Source organism: Streptosporangium brasiliense (assembly GCF_030811595.1).
In the GTDB taxonomy this organism is placed as follows: domain Bacteria; phylum Actinomycetota; class Actinomycetes; order Streptosporangiales; family Streptosporangiaceae; genus Streptosporangium; species Streptosporangium brasiliense.
On record NZ_JAUSRB010000001.1, the window covers coordinates 372,815 to 394,769 of the forward strand.

Consider the following 21,955-nt stretch of genomic DNA (forward strand, 5'->3'; position numbering starts at 1 on the left):
TCGGCGTGTGCCGTCCCTCCCTGTACGGCTTCCCAAGCGTGCGCTAGGTTGGTTGAGTGGATCTGGACTTCACGCGGGCGGAGCAGGCATTCCGGGCCGAGGTGCGAGACTGGCTGGCCGGGCACGTTCCCAGAGCCCCGCTGCCCTCCATGGACACCCGGGAGGGATTCGAGGCACATCGCGAGTGGGAGCGCCGGCTCGCCGAGGAGCGGCTGTCGGTGGTGTCCTGGCCCGTCGAGTACGGCGGGCGGGGCGCCGGCCTCATCGAGTGGCTGATCTTCGAAGAGGAGTACTGGGCGGCGGGCGCCCCCGGCCGGGTCAGCCAGAACGGAATCTTCCTCCTGGCCCCCACCCTCTTCTCCCACGGTACGGCCGGGCAGCGGGAACGGTTCCTGCCCGGCATGGCGCGGGCCGACGAGATCTGGGCCCAGGCGTGGTCGGAGCCGGAGGCCGGCAGCGACCTCGCCGCCCTCACCTCCCGCGCCGAGCGGGCCGAGGGCGGCTGGCTGCTCCACGGGCAGAAGACCTGGAGCTCCCGCGCCTCCTACGCCGACTGGGGTTTCGGGCTGTTCCGCACCGACCCCGCCTCGGTCCGGCACCGGGGGCTGACCTACTTCATGTTCCCCCTGGCCGGCGTCACCGTCCGGCCGATAGCCCAGCTCGACGGGGAGCACGGGTTCGCCGAACTCTTCTTCGACGGCCTGTATGTCCCCGACGACCAGGTCCTCGGCGCCCCCGGCGAGGGCTGGCGGATCGCGATGGCCACCACCTCCTCCGAGCGCGGCCTCACCCTGCGCAGCCCCGGCCGGTTCCTCGCCACGGCCGACCGGCTGGTCCGGCTGGCCCGCTCGACCGGCGCCGACCCGGTCCTCGCCGACCAGGTGGCGCGGGCCTGGCTGGACGCCGAGTCCTACCGGCTGCACACCTTCGGCACCGCCCGCAGGCTGGCGGCGGGGGAGGAGATCGGCTCCGCCTCCAGCATGGGCAAGGTGTTCTGGTCCGAGCTCGACGTGCGCATGCACACCCTCGCCCTCCGGCTGCTCGGCGAACGCGGCCTGCTGGACGGCGGGGCCCCCGACGCGGAGGAGGGCGGCCGATGGCTGGACGGCTTCCTGTTCTCCCTCGCCGGTCCGATCTACGCGGGCACCAACGAGATCCAGCGGAACATCATCGCCGAACGCGTTCTGGGGCTGCCACGATGAACTCCGCCTTCACCGACGACCAGCTCGCCCTCGCGGCGGCGGTCGGGCAGGTGCTCAGGGCCCACTGCCCGGCCGCGGCCGTACGGGACGGACGGACCGCCGCCTGGCCCCAGCTCGCCGGGATCGGGCTGTTCGGGCTGCTGGTCCCGGCGGAGCACGGCGGGCTCGGCCTGGGGCTCGTCGACGCGGTCCTCCCCTTCGAGGAGGCCGGCCGGGCCGCGCTGCCCGGCCCGGTGGCCGAGACCGTCGTGGCCGCCCCCCTGCTGCTGGCGGGGGATCCGGTGCTGGACAAGCTCGCCGCGGGCTCGCTACGGGTCAGCGTGCGGATCGGGGACCAGGACTACTCGCCCGACGCCGACCTGGCCGACCTGCTGATCGTGGAGCGCGGGGGCGTGCCGTACGCCGTCCGGCCCGACGCGGCACGGCTGACGCTCCAGCCCGGGGTGGACCGGGCCAGGCGGCTGTTCGGCGTGGAGTTCCGCGACGGGACCCGGCTCCGGGCCGGGGCCGCCCCGGCGGCGCGCGCGATGACGGTCACGGTGGCCGCCCAGCTCATCGGGGCGGCCAGGCACCTGCTGGACACCACCGTCGGCTACGCGCGCACGCGCAGGCAGTTCGGCAGCCCGATCGGGTCGTTCCAGGCGGTCAAGCACCAGCTCGCCGAGGTCGCCATCGCGGTCGACTTCGCCGCGCCCCTGGTCTACGCCGCCGCCTTCGCCGTGGACCGGGACCTGCCCACCGTGGACCGGGACGTCAGCGCGGCCAAGGCCGCCGCGGGCGAGGCCGCCGAGCTGGCCGCCAGGACCGCCCTCCAGGTGCACGGCGCGATCGGTTACACCGGCGAACTCGACCTGGGCCTCTGGCTCGCCCGGGTGTGGTCGCTCTCGGCCGCCTACGGCGGGACCGCCCTGCACCGCTCACGGCTGAGAGAGGCGATCCTCGGCGCCCCCGTGTTGCGGAGATGGCCGTGATCCGGCCGGGGCGCGGCGGGGCCCGCGATCACAGGTGTTTCCGGAGCTGGGAGGTGGTCGTGGTCCGTCCGCGGCCGGGGCGGGAGACCTACGGTCATGGGTGTCCCCGTGTTGCGGAGGTGGCCGTGATCCGGCCGGGGCGGGGCGCGGGAGGGCGGCGATGAGGTTCGGCGTCCCCCTCGGACTGCTCCACCCGGACGCCTGGCGGGACGTCGCGGTCGCGGCGGACGAGCTCGGCTTCGAGTCGGTCTGGCTGCCCGAGCACCTGGTCTTCGCCACCGACCTGTCGCTGGCACGCTACCCGGGCACCGACAGGCCGGGGATCTCGCCGCGCACCCCGCTGTTCGACGCCCCCGCCTACCTCTGCTGGCTGGCCGGGCTGACCTCCCGGGTGCGGCTGGGCACCGCGGTGCACCTCTACGCCCTGCGGCACCCCTTCGTCTCCGCGCGGGCCTTCGCCACCCTGGACCGGGTGTCCGGAGGACGGGCGATCTGCGGGGTGGGCGCCGGGTGGTACGAGGGGGAGTGGCTGGCGGCCGGGATGGACTTCGGCACCCGGGGGGCCCGGCTGGACGAGGCGATCGAGGTGACCCGGCGGCTCTGGTCCGAGCCGGCCGTCGAGCACGGAGGGCGTTTCTACAGCTTCCCCGAGGTCGCCTTCGAACCCAAGCCCGTCCAGGACCGGCTGCCCATCCTGGCCGGAGGGGAGTCGGGCGCGGCCCTGCGGCGGGCCGCCCGGCTCTGCGACGGCTGGATCAGCATGCCGCACTCCCTGGAGACGATCGGCCCCCAGCTCGACAGGCTCACCGCGCTCCGCGACGGCCGTCCCTTCTCGGTCACCGCGCACGCCTACGCGCTCACCGGTCCCGCCGAGATCCCCCGGTGGGAGAGGCTCGGCGTGGACCGCATGATCGTCCGCCCCTGGCGCCGCGGCCGCGACGCCGTCGCCGGTCTCACGGCCTTCGCCGCCGACTGCCTCTAGAGCCGGCCGCCTCCGTCAGACCGGCACCTCGCCCGGCCACCCCCGCGGGGACCCGCCCGAGGCCCCGGGCGGCCCTCCCGTCCGCGGCGAGCGGCGGACACCCGTCACGGACGGGCGTCCGCCTCCGTCAGACCGGCACCCTCGCCCGGCGGCGGCCCTGGTAGCCGCTGTGGACCAGGACGTCGCTGGACTCGGCGGCGAGCGGGCCGGTCGGGATGGTCGTGCTGACCACGGGCTCGGCCCGGCGGTGGCGCCGGCCGCGCAGGGGGCCGTCCTGGACGAAGGTCGAGGACTCGACGACCGGGCGCTCGCGGAGGCGGCGCCTGCCCTGGTAGGGGACTCGGGGGCCGTCGTGGCGCCGGCCGGCCTGGCCGGTCTCCTGGGTGCGGGCCGGCCCCGCCGCGCCGGTCCGGCCGGCATGGGCGAGGCGGGCCCGGGTGCCCTCCTCGGGGCGGAAGAAGCCGCCCTGGCCGCTCTCCCCGGTCCGGGCGAGGCTGGCCCGGATGGCCTCCTCGGCACGGGCGAGGCTGGCCTGCTCGGCGCGCGTGAGACCGAACAGGCCGGTCTCTCCGACGAGGCCCGCCAGGCCCGTCTCCTCGGCGCGGCCGAGCGGGCCCGTGCCCGTGGCGCGGTCGGAGGGGCCCGTCCATCCGGCGAGGGCGGCCGGAGCGGTCTCCTCGACGCGGACGGCCGGGGCGGTCTCCACGGCGTGGCCGAGTGAGGGGCTCTCGCCGGTGTGGCCGAACGGGGAGGTCTCGCCGACGCGGGCGGGCGAGGAGGTCTCCCCGACGCGGGTGGGCGAGGAGGTCTCGCCGACGTGGGCGAGCGGGGTCGTGACCGAGGGGAAATCGGCCGTCGCGGCCGGCGCGAGCGTGGTCTCGGCGACGGTCTCCAGGACGGTCCGGCGCTCCTCGGCGAGGACGGGTGCGACCTTGGTGATCCGGCGGCGGCCGGGGGCGCGGCGGCGGCCCGGGGTCCGTCGGGACGGGCGGGCGGGCGCGGTGCCGCTCCCGGCGAAGGACAGCCGTGCCTTCGACTGCTTGACCTTGGCGTGGGCGATGATCGCGACCGCGGCGAGCAGGACCGGGGCGAGCACCGTGGGGCTGCCGAGCTGGGGGACCTGCGGGGAGAGACCGCTGCTGAGGGCGGTGGGGGTGGTCGCGAGCGCGTTGGTGTCCGCGGTGGTGGCCTTGGCGTGCTTGCCGCTCGTGGTGGTGCGGCCGGCGGAGATCTGGGGCTGGACGGGCGTCTCGCCGGTCTCCGGGGTGGGCCGCGGGGCGACTTCGGCGGCCTTCTTCTCACCGGCCTTCTCGCCGGCGGAGGAGGTGGCGGCGGATCTGACGTGCTTGGGACCGGCCTTGGCGTGCTTGGGACCGGCCTTGGCCGGGGCGGGGTCCGCCGACGCGCCGGCCTCCCGGACGAGGTCGGGCGGGGGGACCATGGCCAGCAGGTTGGGGGCGGGGTCGAGCACCACCGAGTTGTCCGCCCGCGCGTCGGCGGTGACGATCGTCTGCTTCTGGGACGCCTCCCGGTCCAGCCGGGCCTTGATCTTCTCCGGATACCCGTAGCCGACGACCTTGCCGGTGTCGCGCTCCTTGCGCTTGGCGACGCCTCCGTCGATGTTCCCCTCGATCGTGTGGATCGTCCTGCCCGTCACCTTGGTGACGATCCCCACGTGGTCGATGTTGTCGATCTTCTTCGAGCCGCTCCAGTCGAAGAAGACGATGGCCCCGGGCTTGGGGGTGGTGCCCCAGGCGTCCTGCTCCTTGAACCACTCGGCGTGGTAGACGGTGTAGGCGAACTGGCCGACCCAGTCCTCGTAGCCGAGCTTCTTGGCCGCCCAGGAGAGATACATGTCACACCAGGGTGCCGCGGTGTAGTCGGCGTCGGACTCGACGTTCTCGCCGTACCAGTGACCGAACTTGGTGTAACCGCCGCCCTTCTCGGAGTATCCGAGCTCGCTCTCCAGCAGTTCGATGAACTTCTGCATCTCAGGGGTCATAGACAGTTTCGAGGGGACCCCCGGCAGCCGTGAAGGCATGGTCGCGCCGCCCTCGCAACCCGGCTACCGGGAGACGGGTTGAGCGATGGCACGTTCACGGGAGCGATCCAAAGGGACGATCGGGACCCGTGTGGCGGCACCATTGGTCAGTTGTCTTCCGTGCCCAGGGAGGTTACCCGTCTGGAGCGGAAGGTCAAGACAGGTTAAAGCACACACCAAGGGATCTTCCCTCGGGGTGGGTGGCAAACACCGACGTCAGAGGCGCTTTTACCATTTTTCCCACTTAAACCGGTCAAACAAAAAGTTTTGTGGACCGTCCGGGCGTTCGGCCGTCCCGGGGTGGCCGAACGTGATTCGGTAGAACGTGTTCTAAAGTAGGCCCATGACGACCGATCTCGCCTCCACCGAGGACGCCGACGCCGCTCTCGCGGCACTGGCCGCACTGACCCAGCGGGCCCGCGACCTGGTCGACGCCGTCGTGCTGACGGACGTGCCGGACAGCGAGCTCACCGCGGTCGCCGCCGAACTGGCCGCCCTCACCGAGCGCCTGAGCGCCCGGCGGCGGACCTCCCCCCAGCCCTTCGAGATCGGTCCCGACGGCGTGCCCCGGCACGCGGGCAACGCCGTCACCGGATCGGCCAACCCGCACGCCCTCCCGCTGGTCGCCCGGACCGCTCCGGACGGGACGGTCCGCGCGGAGCTGAGCTTCCGCCCCACGCACGAGGGGCCGCCCGCCGCGGTCCACGGCGGGATCAGTGCCATGATCCTCGACCACATGCTGGGCCACGCGGTCGCGATGGCCGGCGTCGCCGGCATGACCGCCACCCTGACCGTGCGCTACCTGCGCCGGGTCCCCTACGGCGAGCCGCTGGTGGCGACCGCCGAGTACACCCGCTCCGAGGGCCGCAAGTCCTGGTCGGAGGGGCGGATCGCGCTCCCCGACGGCACACCGCTGGTCGAGGCCACCGGCCTGTTCATCACCCCCCGTGAGTGGGCGCAGAACCGGTTGCCGGGATGATCCCGGCCTGCCGGCCTCGGGAGCCGTGACGCCGCGCACCCTGACGGGCCGTGACGCCGCGCACCCTGACGGGCCGCGATGCCGCGCCGGACGGGCCGTGGGGCCGCTCCGGCGGGGCCTCGGCGGCAGGGCTCAGTAGCCCGCGCCGGTGAGCATGCCGCCGTCGACCGTGAACTCGCTGCCGGTGCAGTAGCTCGCCCGGTCGGAGGCGAGGAAGGCCACCACGTGCGAGACCTCGACCGGCTTGGCGAAACGCTTGATGACCATGGACTTCAGGAACGCCTCGCCGTCCACCTCGGCCATGATCTCCGGGTCCTGCACCATGGAGGTGTTGATGGCGCCGGGATGGACGGAGTTCACCCGGATCTTGAAGCGGGCCAGCTCCCGGGCCGCCGCCTTGGTCACGCCGCGCACGCCGAACTTGGAGGCCGCGTAGGCCGACATGCCCTCGGCGCCGATGAAGCCCTCGACCGAGGAGATGTTCACGATCGAGCCCCGGCCGGCGGCCTTCATGGGCTCGATCACCGACTTGACGCCGAGCCAGGTGCCCTTGAGGTTCACGTCGAGGACCCGGTCGTACTCCTCCGGCGTCATGTCGGCGATCCGGCGGAACTTGAGGATCCCGGCGTTGTTGACCAGGACGTCGAGCCTGCCGTACGTCTCGACGGTGACCTCCACCGCCCGCCGCCAGTCCTCCGGCCCCGTCACGTCCTGATGGACGAACAGCGCCCCCGTGGCCTCCGCGAGCGCCTTGCCCTCGTCGTCGAGCACGTCGCCGAAGACGACCCGCGCGCCCTCCTCCAGGAACAGCCGCACGTGGGACTCTCCCATGCCCCTGGCCCCGCCGGTGATCAGTGCGACCTTGCCGTCCAGCAGACCCATCTCAGGCTCCTCGCGTGAAACGTTTGGCGGCGGCGACGGCCACGGCGGCCGCCTCCATCGAACGGTAGACGGGGATCCCGGCGCCGGCCGCGATCGCGCGGACCCCGTCCTCGACCCCGGGCGGCGCGCACTCGCCGTTCCTGGTGACCAGCGTGATCCTGACCGCCGGCAGGTCCTGCTGGGCCTGGGCGAGGTTGCGGGCGCAGGCGTACAGCGGCTCGGCCGAGCTCCCGTAGGTGAAGAAGCTCTGCACGTTCACGTGGGCGACGACGTCCGGGTAAGGTCGCCGCGCCACGATCGCCGCGATGGCCTCCCGGACCAGCTCGGGGCGGCCACGCGGCCCCACCGGGATCTCCAGCGGGTTGGCCAGGGAGCTGCCGACCCCGATCCCGAGCGCCCTCAGCCCGGTCCTCGCCTCCTCCGGCAGCGCGTCGAGCGAGAGCCCGGCCGCGTCGAACACGTCGGCGGCCAGGACGCTCGCCCCGCCGCTCGGCCCGATCACCAGCACCGCGGAGTCCCCGTCCCCGTCCTCGCCGTCCGCCGGGACGGCGCCCAGCCGGCCGGTGTGGGACTGGAAGAAGGACAGGGCGCCGATCAGGTCGTCCTGGCTGGTGACCAGGGTGGCGCCGGTCTGCCCGGCCAGGGCCTGCCAGACGCGTCCGTCGCCGACCATGCCGCCGGTGTGGGAGGCGGCGGCCCGCCGGCCCTGGGCGCTCCGGCCGCCGACCAGCAGGACGACGGGCAGGCGTCCGCGCACGGACATCAGGGCCTCGAACAGGGCGCGGCCGTCACGCGGGTCCTCCAGATACATGCCGACGGCCGAGGTGTGCTCGTCGGTGGCCAGCCAGCGCAGCAGCTCGGCCGGGGTCACGTCGGCGGAGTTGCCGACCGTGGCCACCCGGCTGAACGCCAGCCCGCGCCGTTCGCCGACCTTGACGACCTCCCCGGCCAGCCCGCCGCTCTGCGAGATCAGCGCCACGTGCCCGGGCGGACCCGGCTCGCCGCCGATGAAGGTCTGGCCGCCGCGCGGGCTGTAGACACCCATGCAGTTGGGGCCGAGCAGCCGCGTCCCGGCCTCCCGCGCCGCCCGGACCAGCTCGGCCTCCAGTTCGGGCGCGCCCGCCTCCCCGAACCCGCCGCTCATCACCTGGACGAACGGGATGCCGCCCGCCTGCCGTACGACCTCGGCGCACCTCGCGGCGGGCACGGCGACCAGCGCGTAGTCGGCGTCGGCGTCGGCCAGCACCGGTACGGCCGGCACGCCGTCGATCTCATCCGCCTCCGGGTGCACCGCCACCAGCGGCACCCCGGTGGCCCGGTAGAACTCCAGGAACATGTTCCCGAAGTTCGGCCGGCTGGTGGACGCCCCCACGACGGCCACGGCGCGGGGCTCGAACAGCGCCGTGAAGTCGGTCCCGGCCGCCGGGGCGGCCGGCGGCTCCGCGCGGGGCTCATCCGGGATGTGCCGGGCGTCGACCGCGACGACGCCCTGCCCGGTGGCGATCACCGGGTTGAGCTCGAACTCGCCGAGCTCCAGCCGCTCCCACAGCCCGCCGGCCCCGCCGAGCGTGAGCAGCAGCTTCACCAGGGCGTCCAGGTCCACGGCCGGGCGGCCGCGGTAGCCGTGCAGCAGCCGCGCGCCGCGCAGGGAGGCGAGCATCCGCCGGACGTCGGTCTCGGAGACCGGGCACAGGCACACCGCCGTGTCACGCAGGGCCTCGGTCCAGACGCCGCCCAGCCCGGCGAGCAGGACGGGCCCGAACCCCGGGTCGCGGACGGCGCCGACGATCAGCTCGACCCCCGGCGCGGCCTGCTCCTCGACCAGGAAGCCGTCCGGGGTGATGCCCTGGGCGAGGAGCCCCTCCAGCATCCCGGCCGCGGCCTCGGCGGCCTCGGCGGGCCCGCCGAGCGCCAGCCGTACCGCGCCCGAGTCCGATTTGTGGACCAGCCCGGCCCCGAACGCCTTGAGCACCAGCGGCGGGGTCAGCCCCTCGGCCGCCGCGGCGACCTGCCCGGCGGAGGCGGCCGTGGCGCCGCGCGGTACCGGCACGCCGGCCTCCCGCAGCAGCGCCTTGACCTCGTGCTCGGGGAGCGCGGCCGTCGTCAGGGGGTCGGGCCCGCTCACGCCCCCTCCAGGAGGTGCAGGTACCTCTCCCGGATCTCCCGGCGCAGCAGCTTGCCGGGTCCGCCGGAGGCGTCCTGGAAGTGGGGGAGCTCGTCGGCGACCACGATGCGGTCGGGCCGCTGGTGCTCGGGCAGCGACTCGGCGAGGGCGACCGCGAGCTTCGACGGGTCGAGGGAGTGCCCGGACCGGGCGACCACCGCGAGCAGGATCCGCTGCTCGGCCGCGGCCTGGCCGTCGACGTGCGCGGGCACGCCGACCGCGCCGGCCTCGGCCACGCCGTCCAGTGCCACCGCGGCCTCCTCCACCGTCGAGGGCTGCGACCAGGCGCCGCCCTTCAGGATCGCGTCCTCGCGGCGGCCGAGCACGGTCAGGTTGCCGTCCTCGGCCAGGACGCCCAGGTCGCCGCCCACGTACCATTCGCCGCGCAGCACCTCGGCCGTCTTGTCGGGGAGCCGGTCGTAGCCGGCCATCCGGTGCGGCCCGGCGAGGTTGATCTCGCCCACCTCGCCGACCACCCGGTCGCCGGACGGCCCGGTGATCCGTACGGCGTTGCCGGTCCTCGCCCTGCCGGAGGAGCCGAGCGGCGTGCTGCCGTCGTCCACCCGGCCGAAACAGGTGTAGGGGGCCTCGGTCTGGCCGTAGTAGCAGTAGACGCCCGCGCCGGGCAGTCGCTGCCGCATCCTGGCCAGCAGCGCCGCCGGGAGCGCCTCGCCGCCCAGCATGATGACCCGCAGGGACGACAGGTCCACCCCGTCGTGGTCGTCGGCGCCGAGCAGCGCCGCGTAGAACGACGGGATCTGCGAGACGTGGGTGACCCTCTCGCGGGGGACCACCTTCAGGAAGTTCGCCGGCCCCCAGTCCTGCTCCAGCACCAGCCGCATCCCCGCGTACAGCGCCGGCCCGACCAGCGCGGGGAAGCCGATGCCCCAGATGATCGCTCCGGTGCCGAGCACCGAGTCCTCGGCGCGCGGCACGTCCAGCCAGATCCGTGCGGTCGCCAGCGACGAGGCGTGCGTGTGGATCACGGCCTTCGGCAGGCCGGTGGTCCCCGAGGTGTAGTAGAGCGCGAGCGGGTCGTCCCCGGAGCCCTCCGGCGGGAACGCCTCCTGCGGGGCGTCGGCGGTCAGCGCGTCCAGGTCGACGGCCTCCTCGCCCGGACCGCCGACCTTGATCCAGGTGGTGACGGCGGGGAGCCGGGGGCGGATCTCGGCCACCGCCCGCTCCACCGTGGAGTCGTAGACGAAGGCGGTGGCGCCGGAGTGCGCGACGACCGCCTGCAGGGTGTCCACCGGCCAGTACGGGTTGAGCGCCGCGGTGACCGCGCCCAGCTTCGCCGCCGCCAGGTAGACCTCGGCCACGTGCAGTGTCTCGTTGAGCAGCGCCGCCACCCGCCGCCGCGGCCCGATCCCGGCCGCCGACAGGGCGTGGGCGCGCCTGTCGACGGTCCGGTCGAGCTCGGCGTAGGTGAAGCTCCGTTCGCCGCAGTAGGTCAGCGCGACCCGGTCCGGGGTGCGCAGGGCGTTGGCGGTGAGGATGGCGTAGGCGTAGTTGCCGTAGGGGGATCGCGCCATTGTGGCCTCCGGTCGAGAGGGCGAGGAGAGGACGCAGCGGGACGGGCGGAGCTCGGCGGGGTGGGAGCGGACGCCGGGTGAGGGCCCGGGGTCGGAGTGGGCTCAGGAGACGGCTCGGAGGGAGGAGGGGTGGGGAGGGTGCTCGGTAGGGGATGAAGGGTGCTAGCGGGATGAGTAGAGGACGAAGACGTTCCCTGACGGGTCGCGGAGGACGGCTCTGATCTCGTGCGGCCCGGTCTCGGGCCCGCGCACCACCTCCGCGCCCGCCCCGGTCAGGTCCTGTACGGCCCGCGCGAGGTCGTCGACCTTGTAGGACGGCGCGGTGACCTCTCCGGTCACCCGCTCCTCGGCGGCGACCAGCGCGACCGTGGCGCCCCCTCCGTCCAGGGCCGCGAACCGGTCGCCGTCGCGGAAGCGCACCGCCAGGCCGAGCGTGCCGGAGTAGAAGGCGATCGCCTTGTCCAGGTCGTCGACGGGGATCAGGACGTTGCCGAGCTTGCTCATGTCGGTCTCCAATGGGGTAGGTCGTCGACGAAAGTCACGCATACCGGCATGCCGATCCACACCCGCTCCGGTGCGCAGTCCACCACCCGGCCGAACGCCCTCACCCCCTCGGGCAGGTCGATCCAGGCCAGCACGTACGGCTCCCGCCCCCGGAACTCCGGGACGGGCGAGCGGTGCACCACGGTGAAGGTGTGCACGCGTCCCTCGCCCGAGACGGGCTCGTAGGGAAGGTCGGCGCCGCCGCAGTGGGGGCACTCGGGAGCGGGCAGGTGCACCCGCCGGGCGCAGGCCGTACAGCGTTGAATGACCAACTCGCCGCGACGGCAGGCATCCCAGTAGGTGAGCGTGTCACTGGTCATCGATCGCCAAGCTAGCGCACGCTTGTTTTACTCACAAGGTGCCGTCCTCCGCGGATCCGTCCGGGACCGGCCCGCCGTCGGGGGGCCACTCCGTCCCGGAGGGGTCGGGGTCCGGTCCCGGCCCGCAGGGCGGGAGGTCGAGCCGCGCGTCGCGGGAGCGCGTGCCGCTCCCGGGGACGGTGGTGACCGTCACCACCCGGTGGACGTAGACGCCGCAGCCGGGCGGCGCGGCGAACTCCACGGCGACCTCGCGTGTGTAGTCGGTCCGGCCGGACAGCTCCAGCACCTGGACGCCGCTGGTGGACCCGCCCTCGCCGCCGACGACCTTCTGGGTGGACTCCAGCCTCACGGTCACCGCCGAGGTGCCGCCGGTCCGCACGCGGAGGCGGACCGTGGCGCCGTCGAAGGAGACGATGTCCACGCTCTCGACCGGAGGCGGCGGGCACGGGCCGCCGCTGACCCGCGCGGTGCGGCTGCGCGGGCCGCCGGCGGCCTGGGGCGAGGTGGAGACCGTGACCCGCCGGTAGAGGGTCTGCCCGCAGGCCGGGGCGGTGAAGGCGTGCGGGACGCTCCGGGAGTGGGAGCCGGCCCCGGTGAGGGTGAGGCTGTACGGGGGCGCCTCGGCGAGCCGGGCGGGGTCCGGCCCCTCGGCGAACCCGACGCTCAGCACGACCTCCGCCGCGGTGGAGGCCCGCAGGGCGATCGTGGCGCCGCCGGCGTCGATCCCGGTGATCGCCAGGCCGCTGACCGCGTGCGCGGGCGGCGGCGTCCCCGTGGCGGTCGGGGCGGGCGTCCCGGAGGGGGTCCGCGAGGGGGCCGAGGTCGGGCGGTCGGGGCGGCTGGGGTGGGCGCTCCGCGACGAGGGCGTGGCCCGGCCGATGGAGGCGCTCCGTGACGGCCCGGGGGTGGCGACCGGCTCCGGCGGAGGCGATCCCGGGTTCTTCCCGGAGGGCGCCTTCCCGGTGGAGGTCCTCCCGGTGGACGCCGGCGGATCCTCGGCGCCGGGCGGGCGCTGCTCCGGAGTGAAGATCGTGCCGGTGGAGAGCCGGTCGGGGGCCCGGTCGGCGGCGACCAGGCCGACGGTGACCGCGACGGCGATCACCGCGGCCCCGGCCACGACCCGCGGGCCCAGCCGGGGGCGGCGTATCGTGCCCATGCGGCCGGCCACGCGCCGCGCGACCGGGACGCCGGGCCGGGGCGAGGAGCCGGCCAGCGGGAAGGTCAGCGCCAGCAGCGTGGCCGGCTCGGCCAGGTGCCGCCGCCCGCGCTGCTCCCACCCCGGCCCGTAGGCCGCCGGCGCGGCCGCCTCCAGCTCCGCGACGAACGCGGGGGCGGTCGGCGGCCGGTCCGCCGGGTCCTTGGCCAGGCCCCGGGCGACCAGCTCCCGCACCGAGCCCGGCACCGCCTCCAGCGGGATCGGCGCCGTCCGGTGCCGGCGCATGAGCACGGCGGGGTGGTCCGTCCCGTACGGCGCGCGCCCGGTGAGGCACTCGAAGAACACGCACGTGGCCGCGTAGACGTCGCTCGCCGGGCCGGCCGGGGCCCCGGCCCACCGCTCGGGCGCGAGGTAGGCCGGGGTGCCCGCGGGCATGCCCGCCTCCCCGGCCGGGGCGGCGATGCCGAGGTCCGTCAGCTTGGCGGTGCCGTCCGCCTGGACCAGCACGTTCTCCGGCTTGCAGTCGTGGTGCGCGATCCCGGCGGCGTGGGCGGCGGCCAGGCCCGCCAGTGAGTCCTTGAGCACCACCAGCGCCGCCTCGGGGCTGGTGGTGCCGTGCGCGGACAGGACCTTCCGGAGCGCGACCCCGTCCACCAGCTCCATCACGAGCGCGGCGTCGAGCACGTCCTCGTAGTACTCGTGGAGGCGGACCACGTGCGGATCGCGCAACTCCACCATGACGCGCGCGTCCTCGCGCAGGCGCGCCATGGCCCGGGGGTCGTCCCGCAGCGCCGCGTCCAGATATTTGATGGCCACGTAGGCGCCGGTGGGGGCGTAGGTGGCCAGCACCACCCGGCCGCTGCCTCCGGCGCCGAGCTCTCGCACCTCGTGGTATCCCGGAACCATTCAGTCCCCCTCCGAGCGCCGTCGCTTGTTCGACGGTCTCACCCCGGTGGCCGGTTGTCATGGTCGGCGAACTTTGCCGGACGGTGACGGGGTGGTGGGCCCGGGTGACGGGCCGGGCCGCGTGTTAGGCTCTGGCCGATAACCAAGCAAGCGCTCGGGCGTTTGGAGGCCGTATGCCGGTCGATCTGGGGTCACTGGCCGCACCGGGGCACAGTGCGGTGCTGGTGATGGAGATGCAGCGCGGGGTCGTCGGCGATCTGGCGAGATTTCCGGATCTGGTGGAGGTGTGCGCGCGGCGGAACGTGGTGGCCAACGCCTCCTCGGTCCTGAGCGCGGCCCGGGCCGCCGGGATCCCGGTGGTCCACTGCACCGCCGCCTTCCGCGCCGACCGGGCGGGGTCGCACACCGCCAACTGCCCGTTCATCACCGCCCTGCTCAAGGACCCCGCGCACATGCTGGAGGGCACCGGCGCGATCGAGGTCCTGCCTGCGCTGCTCGACCCGGGCGACCTGGAGTCGCGCCGCTACCACGGCTTCTCACCCTTCACCGGGACCTCGCTGGACACGACCCTGCGCTCGCTCGGCGTCTCGGCCGTCGTCGCGGTCGGGCTCTCCCTCAACCTCGGCATCCCCGGGCTCGCCCTGGAGGCCGTCAACCTCGGCTACCGGGTGGCGGTGGTGACCGACGCCGTGGCCGGGGTCCCCGACGACTACGCGCAGGCCGTACTGGACAACACCGTCGGCCTCCTGGCCGCGCGGGTGACCGCCGCCGATCTCGTGGAGGTCTGGAGATGATGGAGGGCCTGCGGCTGGACGGCCGTACCGCGGTGGTGACCGGCGGGGCCGGCGCGATCGGCGCGGCCATCTGCCGCGACCTCGCCTCGCTCGGCGCCCGGCTCGTCGTGGCCGACGTGGACGGGGCGGGCGCCGCCGGGATCGCCGACGAGCTGAACAGCCAGTCGCTGGGGCTGGGCGCGAGGGCCGGGGCGCCGAGCGGGCCCAGGGCGCCGGCCACGGCGCTGCCGGTGGATCTGACCGACCCGGGCTCCATCGCGGAGTTCTGCGGCGGCGCCGGGGCGCCCGACATCCTGGTGCACGGCGCCGGGGTGTCGGTCGTCGAGCCGTTCGCCGACAGCGACCCGGCGGACTGGGACCTGATGTGGCGGGTCAACCTGCGCGGTCCGATGCTCCTCACCCGGCTGCTGCTGCCCGGGATGACCGGGCGCGGCTGGGGACGCCTGATCTTCATCTCCTCCGACGGCGCGCGGGCCGGATCCGGCGGGGAGGGCGCCTACGCCGCGACCAAGGCCGGGCTGTTCGGCCTGGCCAAGACCCTCGCCCGGGAGACCGCCCGGGCGAACGTGACCTCGAACGTGGTCTGCCCCGGGCCCACCGACACCCCCATGCTCCGCCGCGTGGACGCCGACCGGCCTGGGCTGGTGGACAAGCTGACCCGGAGCGTCCCGCTGCGCCGCCTCGGCACCCCCGAGGACGTGGCGGGCCTGGTCGCCTACCTCTGCACCGACAGGGCCGCCTACATCACCGGCCAGATCATGTCGGTCAGCGGCGGCATCACGATGCATTGAGGCTAGAGGGAGCCGTAGACGGCCTCGGCGAGGCGGTAGGCGCGGAGGCTGTTGGAGACCGCGCCGGTCATCTTGTTCATCGTGTAGCCCATGCCCAGGCCGTGCTCGACGTCGCCGAGCCCCAGGAACCCGCCCATGCCGGTGTGGCCGAAGGCGGACTCCGCCCCCGCGGTGGGGGTGAGGAAGGTCAGAGCCGGGCGCATGTAGCCCAGGCCGAAGGAACTGCCGACGCACAGCACCATGTCCCGGCCGTCGACCCGCCGCCGGACGGCCCCGGCCAGGGTCGCCGGGCGCAGGATCCGCCCGGCGACCAGGTCGCGGTAGAAGCCGGCCAGGCCCCGCGCCGTGGCGACGGCCCCTACCGCCGGCCAGCCCGAGCGGAGCATGACCGGGTGGTTGGCGCCACCCTTCAGCAGGTGGATCGGCGGGTTGCCCAGCGCCCGGTTCATCAGGCTGTCCTTGTCGAGGACGGCCCTGGACATCTCCGTCAACGGGTCGCCGGGTGGCGTGGCGGCTCCCGACACCCGCGGGACGGCGTCCGGGGCGGTGTCCGGGGCGGCCCCGGACAGCGCCTGTGCGCCCCCCGCGGTCCCGGTGCCCTCCACGGTCCCGGTGCCCTCCGCGGTCCCGGTGCCCTCCGCGGTCCCGGCGGTCCCGCGCCGCTCCCCGGCCGACAGCCGCGCCGCCCGCGCCGCCACGTCCTGCGGCGCGCCGAGCCAGAGTTCGAGCCCCAGCGGCGCGGCGATCTCGGCGGTCACGAACTCGCCCACGGACCTGCCCGACACCCGGCGGATCACCTCGCCGAGCAGGAAGCCGTACGTCAGCGCGTGATAGCCGTGCGCGGTGCCCGGCTCCCAGATCGGCGCCTGCCCGGCCAGCCGGTCGGCGATGGCGGCCTGGTCCTCGAACTCCTCCACCGGCACCGGCTCCTCGATCACGGGCAGCCCCGCCTGGTGGGTCAGCAGGTGCTCGACGGTGATCCGCTCCTTGCCGCCGCGGGCGAACTCCGGCCACACGTCGGCGACCGGCGCGGCGACGTCGAGCAGCCCGCGCTCGGCCAGCAGCAGCGCCGCCGTCGCGGTCACCGCCTTGGTGCACGAGTAGGTCAGCGCCGGGGTGCCGCGCTCCCAGGGCCGCCCGCTGTGCCGGTCGGCGACCCCGGCCCACAGGTCCACGACCGGCTCGCCGTCCAGGAAGACCGCGAACGCCGCGCCCAGTTCCTCGCCCTCGGCGAAGTGTCCGTCGAACACCTCGCGCACCCGGGAGAACCGGGGATCGCACTGCCCGTGAACCGCCGTCATGACCGCCCCTCCATGAAAGTGAGCACTTGCTTGGTAACCGAGCCTAACAACTGGGGCCGTTTCGGCCCAGACGACCAGCGCGGCACGCTGAACCTGCTGACCCCCGCGACGGTCCTCGCCGCGCTGGCCTCGGCCGCCACCGGTCAGGTGATCAGCCTGGCCATGCCCCTCAGGGGGGCCACCTCCTCATCCGCCCCCACGACGGTCCCCCACCTGCGCGGCCGCCCGCTGCCGCAGCATTTCATGTCGGTCGACGGCGGCGACTACGCGGCCGGGACCCGCCCGGTCGGCGCGGGACTCCGCATGGCCGACGATGCCGTCATCGTCACCTGCCACGGCACCACGACCCACATGGACGCCCTGTGCCACATGTGGTCGGGGGAGGAGATCTACAACGGCCATCCCGCCGCCAGGGTCAGATCGTACGGCGCGGCCCGGTGCGGCATCGAGACCGTCGGCGGCGTCGTGGCCCGGGCCGTGCTCTTCGACGTCCCCCGCCACCTGGGCCTGGACCACCTCCCGGTGGACCTGCGCGTCTCCGGCGACCTGCTGCGGGAGATCTGCGACGACGTGCGGCCCGGCGACGTGGCCGTCGTCCGCACCGGCTGGCCCCTGGTCTGGGACAGCTCTCCCGAGGACTACTGGTCCGGCCAGCCGGGCCTGTCGGCCGACGCGGGCCGCTGGCTCGCCTCCCGCGACGTCGCGATGGTCGCCTCCGACAACGCCGCCATCGGCGGCCTCAACGCCCGCCAGCTCGCCGACGAGGGCCTGGAGGACGACCTCCACATGATCCTGCTCTGGCGGCACGGCATCCACCTGGCCGAGATGCTCTGGCTGGAGGAACTGGCCGCGGCGTGCGCCGGCCGTACGGGCGGGGACTTCGTCTTCGTCGCGGCCCCACTCAAGATCGAAGGAGGCACCGGCAGCCCCATCAACCCCCTGGCGATCCTCTAGCGGTCCCGGGTCGGCGGCGGCCCCGGCCGCGGGCGGGAGCTCAGTGGCCGGCGCCGGCGCCCCGCAGGAGAGTGTCCACGACCTGGACGGCGAGGGTGTCGGCGTCGCCCTCGCTCTGCGCGGCCTCGTGGATGAGGGCGTAGTAGACGCGGCGGGTCCACCGGAGATCGGCGTCGGGGCGCAGGACGCCCGCCGCCCGCGCGCGGCGGAACATCTCGTCGCACTTGTCCAGCACGGCGGCGTGGACGCGGGCGACCTCGGGATCGCCCTGCGGGGCCCGGCCCATGGCGAACCCCCAGTCGATCTTGATGCGGAGGATGTTCGCGGTCACCTGGTGGAGGACGACCAGCGGCGGGGCGGTCGAGGAGTGGGCGGCGTCCACGGCCGCGCCGAACTGGCGGGTGGCCCAGGCTGTCATGGCGTCCACGAGCGCCTCGCGGGAGGCGAAGCGGCGGTGGACGGTGGTGCGGGCGACGCCGGCGGCCTCGGCGATCTGCTCCATGGTCGCGGCGGGGTTCTTGCTCAGGACCCGCTCGGCCGCCTCCAGGATCGCCAGCACGGTCCGCTCGGCGTCGGCGCGCCGCGCCCGGCCGCCGTGGCCCGCCATGTCGCCCTCCGCCGCGCTCTGCGCCCTCGTCACGGACCGGAGACTACACCAGAGACGCCTTTTCGGCGGTAGTTGCAACAACTATGTTGCAACTACTATGTTTACTGCGTCTTGAGTGATGCAGATTCTGGAAGGGACTCTCATGGACATGGGACTGAGCGGGAAGACCGCCGTGGTGACCGGGGCCAGCCGGGGGATCGGGCTGGCGATCGTGTCCGCGCTCACCGCCGAGGGGATGCGGGTGGTGGCCGGCGCGCGCACGGTCTCGCCCGAGCTGAAGGAGACCGGCGCGACCGCCGTGCCGGTGGACCTGTCCACACAGGAAGGTCCGGCGCTGCTGGTCGGCGAGGCGCTGGCGGAGCTGGGTGAGATCGACCTGCTGGTCAACAACGTCGGCGGCGGCGACGTGGGCGAGGGACAGCTGGGCGGATTCCTCGGCTTCGACGACGGGCAGTGGCTGCACGCGTTCGACCTCAACTTCCTCAGCGCGGTCCGCGCCACCCGGGCCGCGCTCCCCAGCCTCCTGCGGAGCCGGGGGAGCATCGTCAACATCTCCTCCAACGGGGCCCGGATGCCACACGCCGGCCCCGTCACCTACACCACCGCCAAGGCGGCGCTGACCGCGTTCGGCAAGGCCCTCGCCGAGGAGTTCGGCCCCCAGGGGGTGCGCGTCAACACCGTCTCGCCCGGCGCGGTGCGCACCTCCATGTGGGAGGACCCGGCCGGCTACGGCGCGGAGCTCGCCAGGTCGATGGGGCTGGAGCACGAGCAGGTGCTGGCGCAGCTCCCGGCCTGGACGGGCATGACCACGGGCCGTTTCGTCGAACCGGCCGAGGTGGCCGCCATGGTCGTCTATCTCGCCTCGCCGCACGCCGCCAGCGTCAGCGGCGCCGACCACCTCATCGACGGCGGGTCCGTCAAGACCGTCTGACCCGGGTACGGCGGGCCCGGCGGACGGTGGCGGCGCCCCCGCCGGCGGAGTGCTCCGGCACGCCGGCGCGGGGCCCGGCCGGCCGGAGCGGGATCATAGGGGCGATTCATCCCGAAACCGCACAGCACGGCATGATGTCCTCTGGCCGGTCATAGGGGTGGCCGCACGGCGGCTCCGGGCGGGCCACGTCAGGGGGAGACCATGGCCGGCATCGGACGGGCCCGGGAGGCGGCCGCCGGACGGCGGGGACGGCCCGCGCGCCCGGCGCAACGGGCGCTCCCCGCGCCGGAGCCACGGCGGCGGCGCGGCTGATGCCCACTCTCGACGCCCTGCAATGGGCGGTGATCCTGCTCTCCCTGTTCCTGGTCGGGTTCTCCAAGACGGGCGTCTCCGGCGCGGGGACGGTGGCGGTGGCGCTGTTCGCGCTCGTCCTGCCGGCCAAGCAGTCCACCGGGATCCTGCTGCCGCTGCTGCTCGTCGGCGACGTGGTCGCCGTGGTCGCCTACCGCCGCCACGCGGACTGGCCGAAGCTGGTCAGGCTCTTCCCATGGGTGGCGGCCGGCGTGGCGGCCGGCGCGGTCGTCGTCCGCTGGGTCGACGACACGCAGATGAGGCGGCTGATCGGCGGGATCCTGCTGGCGATCCTCGCCGTCCACCTGTGGAACCGGCGCCGCGGCCCCGAGGACTCCCTCGCCCACCGCCGGCCGGTGGCCGCCCTCACGGGGTTCTTCGCCGGCGCCGCGACCATGACGGCCAACGCGGCGGGGCCCGTCATGGCCCTGTACCTGCTGGCGGCGGGCCTGCCGATGCTGGGGTTCCTCGGGACCAGCGCGTGGTTCTTCCTCATCATCAACGCGTTCAAGGTGCCCTTCAGCGTCGCGCTGGACCTGGTCACCCCGGCCACGCTCGGGTTCGCCGCGCTGACCTTCCCGGCCGTCCTCGCCGGGGCGGCGGCCGGCCGCGTGGTCATCGGACGCATCGACCGCAAGCTCTTCGAACGGATCACGGTGGCGCTCACGCTGCTCGCCGCGGTGCGCCTGCTCCTGTGAGGCCTCATCCGCGGGCCACCGGCGGCCCGGCTCAGCTCCGTCCGGCGGCCAGCCGCGCCGAGCGGGAGGCGAGGTGGCGCCGTTCCGGCGCGCTGGTGGTGCGCCGGGCGGCGTCGCGGTAGGCGTCCGCCGCGCCGTCGTGTTCGCCGAGCAGCTCCAGGAGGTGGGCGCGGGTCGAGAGCAGGCGGTGGTGGCGGGCCATCCGCCGGTCGGACTCCAGGTCGGCCAGCAGGGCCAGCCCGGCGGCGGGGCCGTGCACCATGGCGACGGCGACCGCGCGGTTGAGGGTGACCATCGGGTTCGGCGCGACCTGTTCCAGCAGCCCGTACAGCACGAGGATCTGCGGCCAGTCCGTGGCGTCGACGTGCTCGGCCTCGTCGTGGACGGCGGCGATGGCCGCCTGGAGCTGATACGGGCCGACCTGCCCCCGGGGCAGGGTCTGACTGATCAGCTCGATCCCCTCGGCGATGAGCCGCCGGTCCCACCGGCCGCGCTCCTGCTCGGCCAGCGGCACCAGGTCGCCGTCGGGGCCGGTGCGTGCGGGGCGGCGCGCGTCGGTGAGCAGCATCAGCGCCAGCAGCCCCGCCGCCTCGCCGTCGTCGGGCAGCAGGCGGTGCAGCATCCGGGTGAGCCGGATCGCCTCGGCCGACAGCGCCGGCGCGGTCAGGTCGGCGCCGTCCGTCGCGGTGTATCCCTCGTTGAAGATCAGGTACAGCACGTGCAGCACCGCGCCCAGCCGTTCGGCGTGGTCGGCCGCCTCGGGCATGCGCAGCGGGGTGCCGGAGGTCTTGATGGTCTGCTTGGCCCGGCTGATGCGCTGGGCCATGGTCGCCTCCGGGACCAGGAAGGCCGCGGCGATCTGCGCGGTGGTCAGGCCGCCGACGGCGCGCAGCGTCAGCGCGATCCGGCTGGGCGCCGACAGCGCCGGGTGGCAGCACAGGAACAGCAGCGCGAGGGAGTCGTCCCGGTCCGTGCCCGGGTCGGCGTCGGCGGCCCGGCTGAGCAGCTCCGCCTGCGGGGTGGCCAGGGCGATGCGGTCCTCACGGCGCCGCCGTGCCTGTTCGCTGCGGACCTGGTCCACCAGCTTGCGCGAGGCGACGGTGATCAGCCAGCCCCTCGGGCTGTCCGGCATCCCCTCGGCCGGCCACTGGAGCGCGGCGGCGAGCAACGACTCCTGGACGGCGTCCTCACACGCGTCGAAGACGCCGTACCGGCGGACCAGCGCGCCGAGGACCTGCGGCGCGAGCTCGCGCAGCAGGTCCTCGACACCATGGTCCACGCTCACATGTCCGCCGCGGACCCGTGCAGGACCGGCCAGAGCTCGACCGGCTCCACGTCGGCGAAGGGCATGTCCGCCGCGATCTGCTGCGCGCGCTCCTCGCTCTCGCAGTCGAACAGGTAGAAGCTGGCGATGTACTCCTTGGTCTCCAGGTATGGCCCGTCGGTGACCGCCGGGGCTCCACCCTCACGCCGCACGAGTTTGGCGTTGGCCGCGTCCGCCAGGCCGTAGGCGCCCAGCAGTTCCCCGGTCTCCCGATACTTGGCGTTGAACGCCTCCTGCCTGGCGATGGCCTCCGGCCACGCCTCGGCCGGGAAGGAGTCCCACTTGGCCTGGTTGCCATAGATCATCGCTACGTACTTCATCCCGGGTGTCCCCTCGGTCGCGCGTGCCCTGCCGGCGCGCTGTCACCTCTCGGTCGGAGCCGGAGGCAGGTCCTCGACATCCGGTGACAAACTACTCGAAATTCTCTCCCGCGCCGCCGACGGGGACCTCGGTCCCCTGGGCGGCCCGGAGGGACGATCCACGGTCTCCGCTCTCCGCCCGGCCCCATGGGGCCGGGGCGGAGCAG

General features: G+C 74.5%; 20 protein-coding genes. 9 read left to right on the forward strand and 11 right to left on the reverse strand.

The window, feature by feature from the left end:
- Positions 1 to 56: 56 nt before the first annotated feature.
- From J2S55_RS01665 to J2S55_RS01675, 3 genes are all read left to right on the forward strand, one after another.
- Complete coding sequence (locus J2S55_RS01665; RefSeq protein ID WP_306856759.1) at positions 57 to 1,202, forward strand: acyl-CoA dehydrogenase family protein; 1,146 nt, start codon at positions 57 to 59, stop codon at positions 1,200 to 1,202.
- On the forward strand, positions 1,199 to 2,173 hold the full coding sequence (locus J2S55_RS01670) for an acyl-CoA dehydrogenase family protein (RefSeq protein ID WP_306856761.1): 975 nt from the start codon (positions 1,199 to 1,201) through the stop codon (positions 2,171 to 2,173). Before J2S55_RS01665 ends, J2S55_RS01670 begins: the two co-directional genes overlap by 4 nt.
- 160 nt (positions 2,174 to 2,333) lie before the next feature.
- Entirely contained in the window at positions 2,334 to 3,155 is an 822-nt protein-coding gene (locus J2S55_RS01675) for a TIGR03619 family F420-dependent LLM class oxidoreductase (protein WP_306856763.1), read from the forward strand.
- A 127-nt stretch (positions 3,156 to 3,282) separates the two neighbouring features.
- On the opposite strand, the gene J2S55_RS01680 is transcribed toward J2S55_RS01675, so the two are convergent.
- On the reverse strand, positions 3,283 to 5,145 hold the full coding sequence (locus J2S55_RS01680) for a CHAP domain-containing protein (RefSeq protein ID WP_306856765.1): 1,863 nt from the start codon (positions 5,143 to 5,145) through the stop codon (positions 3,283 to 3,285).
- Between the two features lie 394 nt (positions 5,146 to 5,539).
- On the opposite strand from J2S55_RS01680, the gene J2S55_RS01685 reads away from it, so the two are divergent.
- Positions 5,540 to 6,175, forward strand: coding sequence for a PaaI family thioesterase (locus tag J2S55_RS01685; protein ID WP_306856766.1), 636 nt, complete (start codon positions 5,540 to 5,542; stop codon positions 6,173 to 6,175).
- A gap of 132 nt (positions 6,176 to 6,307) precedes the next feature.
- Here the strand turns inward: J2S55_RS01685 and J2S55_RS01690 are convergent, their stop codons facing one another.
- The 6 genes from J2S55_RS01690 to J2S55_RS01715 all read right to left on the reverse strand — a co-directional run bounded on the left by J2S55_RS01690 (position 6,308) and on the right by J2S55_RS01715 (position 13,678).
- Complete coding sequence (locus J2S55_RS01690; RefSeq protein ID WP_306856767.1) at positions 6,308 to 7,057, reverse strand: glucose 1-dehydrogenase; 750 nt, start codon at positions 7,055 to 7,057, stop codon at positions 6,308 to 6,310.
- Position 7,058: 1 nt separating this feature from the next.
- Positions 7,059 to 9,182: an acetate--CoA ligase family protein gene (locus J2S55_RS01695; protein ID WP_306856768.1), complete on the reverse strand. Its 2,124-nt coding sequence runs from the start codon at positions 9,180 to 9,182 to the stop codon at positions 7,059 to 7,061.
- Positions 9,179 to 10,753: a class I adenylate-forming enzyme family protein gene (locus J2S55_RS01700; RefSeq protein ID WP_306856769.1), complete on the reverse strand. Its 1,575-nt coding sequence runs from the start codon at positions 10,751 to 10,753 to the stop codon at positions 9,179 to 9,181. Before J2S55_RS01700 ends, J2S55_RS01695 begins: the two co-directional genes overlap by 4 nt.
- Positions 10,754 to 10,915: 162 nt before the next feature.
- Complete coding sequence (locus J2S55_RS01705; RefSeq protein WP_306856771.1) at positions 10,916 to 11,257, reverse strand: VOC family protein; 342 nt, start codon at positions 11,255 to 11,257, stop codon at positions 10,916 to 10,918.
- A complete protein-coding gene (locus tag J2S55_RS01710; RefSeq protein WP_306856773.1) occupies positions 11,254 to 11,616 on the reverse strand; it encodes a Zn-ribbon domain-containing OB-fold protein in 363 nt (120 codons plus the stop codon). The genes J2S55_RS01705 and J2S55_RS01710 overlap by 4 nt, the downstream gene beginning before the upstream one ends.
- A gap of 31 nt (positions 11,617 to 11,647) precedes the next feature.
- Positions 11,648 to 13,678: a serine/threonine-protein kinase gene (locus J2S55_RS01715; RefSeq protein WP_306856774.1), complete on the reverse strand. Its 2,031-nt coding sequence runs from the start codon at positions 13,676 to 13,678 to the stop codon at positions 11,648 to 11,650.
- Between the two features lie 173 nt (positions 13,679 to 13,851).
- Here J2S55_RS01715 and J2S55_RS01720 point away from each other — a divergent pair, with 173 nt between their 5' ends.
- A complete protein-coding gene (locus J2S55_RS01720) occupies positions 13,852 to 14,472 on the forward strand; it encodes a cysteine hydrolase family protein (RefSeq protein WP_306856777.1) in 621 nt (206 codons plus the stop codon).
- The gene (locus tag J2S55_RS01725; protein WP_306858540.1) at positions 14,472 to 15,263 is read left to right on the forward strand and encodes an SDR family NAD(P)-dependent oxidoreductase; all 792 of its coding nucleotides are present in this window, start codon (positions 14,472 to 14,474) and stop codon (positions 15,261 to 15,263) included. Before J2S55_RS01720 ends, J2S55_RS01725 begins: the two co-directional genes overlap by 1 nt.
- 2 nt (positions 15,264 to 15,265) lie before the next feature.
- Here J2S55_RS01725 and J2S55_RS01730 read toward each other — a convergent pair whose 3' ends face one another.
- Positions 15,266 to 16,564 carry a serine hydrolase domain-containing protein gene (locus J2S55_RS01730; RefSeq protein ID WP_306856778.1) on the reverse strand — a complete coding sequence of 433 codons (1,299 nt, stop codon included), beginning with the start codon at positions 16,562 to 16,564 and terminating at the stop codon, positions 15,266 to 15,268.
- A gap of 30 nt (positions 16,565 to 16,594) precedes the next feature.
- On the opposite strand from J2S55_RS01730, the gene J2S55_RS01735 reads away from it, so the two are divergent.
- Positions 16,595 to 17,518: a cyclase family protein gene (locus J2S55_RS01735; RefSeq protein ID WP_306856780.1), complete on the forward strand. Its 924-nt coding sequence runs from the start codon at positions 16,595 to 16,597 to the stop codon at positions 17,516 to 17,518.
- Positions 17,519 to 17,558: 40 nt separating this feature from the next.
- On the opposite strand, the gene J2S55_RS01740 is transcribed toward J2S55_RS01735, so the two are convergent.
- Positions 17,559 to 18,158 (reverse strand): TetR/AcrR family transcriptional regulator, encoded by a 600-nt coding sequence (locus J2S55_RS01740; protein WP_306856782.1) that lies wholly within the window; start codon positions 18,156 to 18,158, stop codon positions 17,559 to 17,561.
- A gap of 109 nt (positions 18,159 to 18,267) precedes the next feature.
- On the opposite strand from J2S55_RS01740, the gene J2S55_RS01745 reads away from it, so the two are divergent.
- Positions 18,268 to 19,056 carry an SDR family oxidoreductase gene (locus J2S55_RS01745; RefSeq protein ID WP_306856784.1) on the forward strand — a complete coding sequence of 263 codons (789 nt, stop codon included), beginning with the start codon at positions 18,268 to 18,270 and terminating at the stop codon, positions 19,054 to 19,056.
- Between the two features lie 311 nt (positions 19,057 to 19,367).
- Positions 19,368 to 20,105 carry a sulfite exporter TauE/SafE family protein gene (locus J2S55_RS01750; RefSeq protein ID WP_306856785.1) on the forward strand — a complete coding sequence of 246 codons (738 nt, stop codon included), beginning with the start codon at positions 19,368 to 19,370 and terminating at the stop codon, positions 20,103 to 20,105.
- Positions 20,106 to 20,136: 31 nt separating this feature from the next.
- On the opposite strand, the gene J2S55_RS01755 is transcribed toward J2S55_RS01750, so the two are convergent.
- Together J2S55_RS01755 and J2S55_RS01760 are read right to left on the reverse strand one after the other, a co-directional pair.
- On the reverse strand, positions 20,137 to 21,384 hold the full coding sequence (locus J2S55_RS01755) for an RNA polymerase sigma factor (protein WP_306856786.1): 1,248 nt from the start codon (positions 21,382 to 21,384) through the stop codon (positions 20,137 to 20,139).
- 2 nt (positions 21,385 to 21,386) lie between these two features.
- Positions 21,387 to 21,749 carry a YciI family protein gene (locus J2S55_RS01760; RefSeq protein ID WP_306856787.1) on the reverse strand — a complete coding sequence of 121 codons (363 nt, stop codon included), beginning with the start codon at positions 21,747 to 21,749 and terminating at the stop codon, positions 21,387 to 21,389.
- Positions 21,750 to 21,955 lie beyond the last annotated feature (206 nt).

Coding starts and splice junctions, on each gene's coding strand:
- J2S55_RS01675 (WP_306856763.1), top strand. CDS start 2,334: ATGAGGTTCGGCGTCCCCCTCGGACTGCTCCACCCGGACGCCTGGCGG.
- J2S55_RS01705 (WP_306856771.1), bottom strand. CDS start 11,257: ATGAGCAAGCTCGGCAACGTCCTGATCCCCGTCGACGACCTGGACAAG.
- J2S55_RS01715 (WP_306856774.1), bottom strand. CDS start 13,678: ATGGTTCCGGGATACCACGAGGTGCGAGAGCTCGGCGCCGGAGGCAGC.
- J2S55_RS01700 (WP_306856769.1), bottom strand. CDS start 10,753: ATGGCGCGATCCCCCTACGGCAACTACGCCTACGCCATCCTCACCGCC.
- J2S55_RS01750 (WP_306856785.1), top strand. CDS start 19,368: ATGCCCACTCTCGACGCCCTGCAATGGGCGGTGATCCTGCTCTCCCTG.
- J2S55_RS01720 (WP_306856777.1), top strand. CDS start 13,852: ATGCCGGTCGATCTGGGGTCACTGGCCGCACCGGGGCACAGTGCGGTG.
- J2S55_RS01760 (WP_306856787.1), bottom strand. CDS start 21,749: ATGAAGTACGTAGCGATGATCTATGGCAACCAGGCCAAGTGGGACTCC.
- J2S55_RS01680 (WP_306856765.1), bottom strand. CDS start 5,145: ATGCAGAAGTTCATCGAACTGCTGGAGAGCGAGCTCGGATACTCCGAG.
- J2S55_RS01670 (WP_306856761.1), top strand. CDS start 1,199: ATGAACTCCGCCTTCACCGACGACCAGCTCGCCCTCGCGGCGGCGGTC.
- J2S55_RS01690 (WP_306856767.1), bottom strand. CDS start 7,057: ATGGGTCTGCTGGACGGCAAGGTCGCACTGATCACCGGCGGGGCCAGG.
- J2S55_RS01685 (WP_306856766.1), top strand. CDS start 5,540: ATGACGACCGATCTCGCCTCCACCGAGGACGCCGACGCCGCTCTCGCG.
- J2S55_RS01730 (WP_306856778.1), bottom strand. CDS start 16,564: ATGACGGCGGTTCACGGGCAGTGCGATCCCCGGTTCTCCCGGGTGCGC.
- J2S55_RS01710 (WP_306856773.1), bottom strand. CDS start 11,616: ATGACCAGTGACACGCTCACCTACTGGGATGCCTGCCGTCGCGGCGAG.
- J2S55_RS01745 (WP_306856784.1), top strand. CDS start 18,268: ATGGACATGGGACTGAGCGGGAAGACCGCCGTGGTGACCGGGGCCAGC.
- J2S55_RS01725 (WP_306858540.1), top strand. CDS start 14,472: ATGGAGGGCCTGCGGCTGGACGGCCGTACCGCGGTGGTGACCGGCGGG.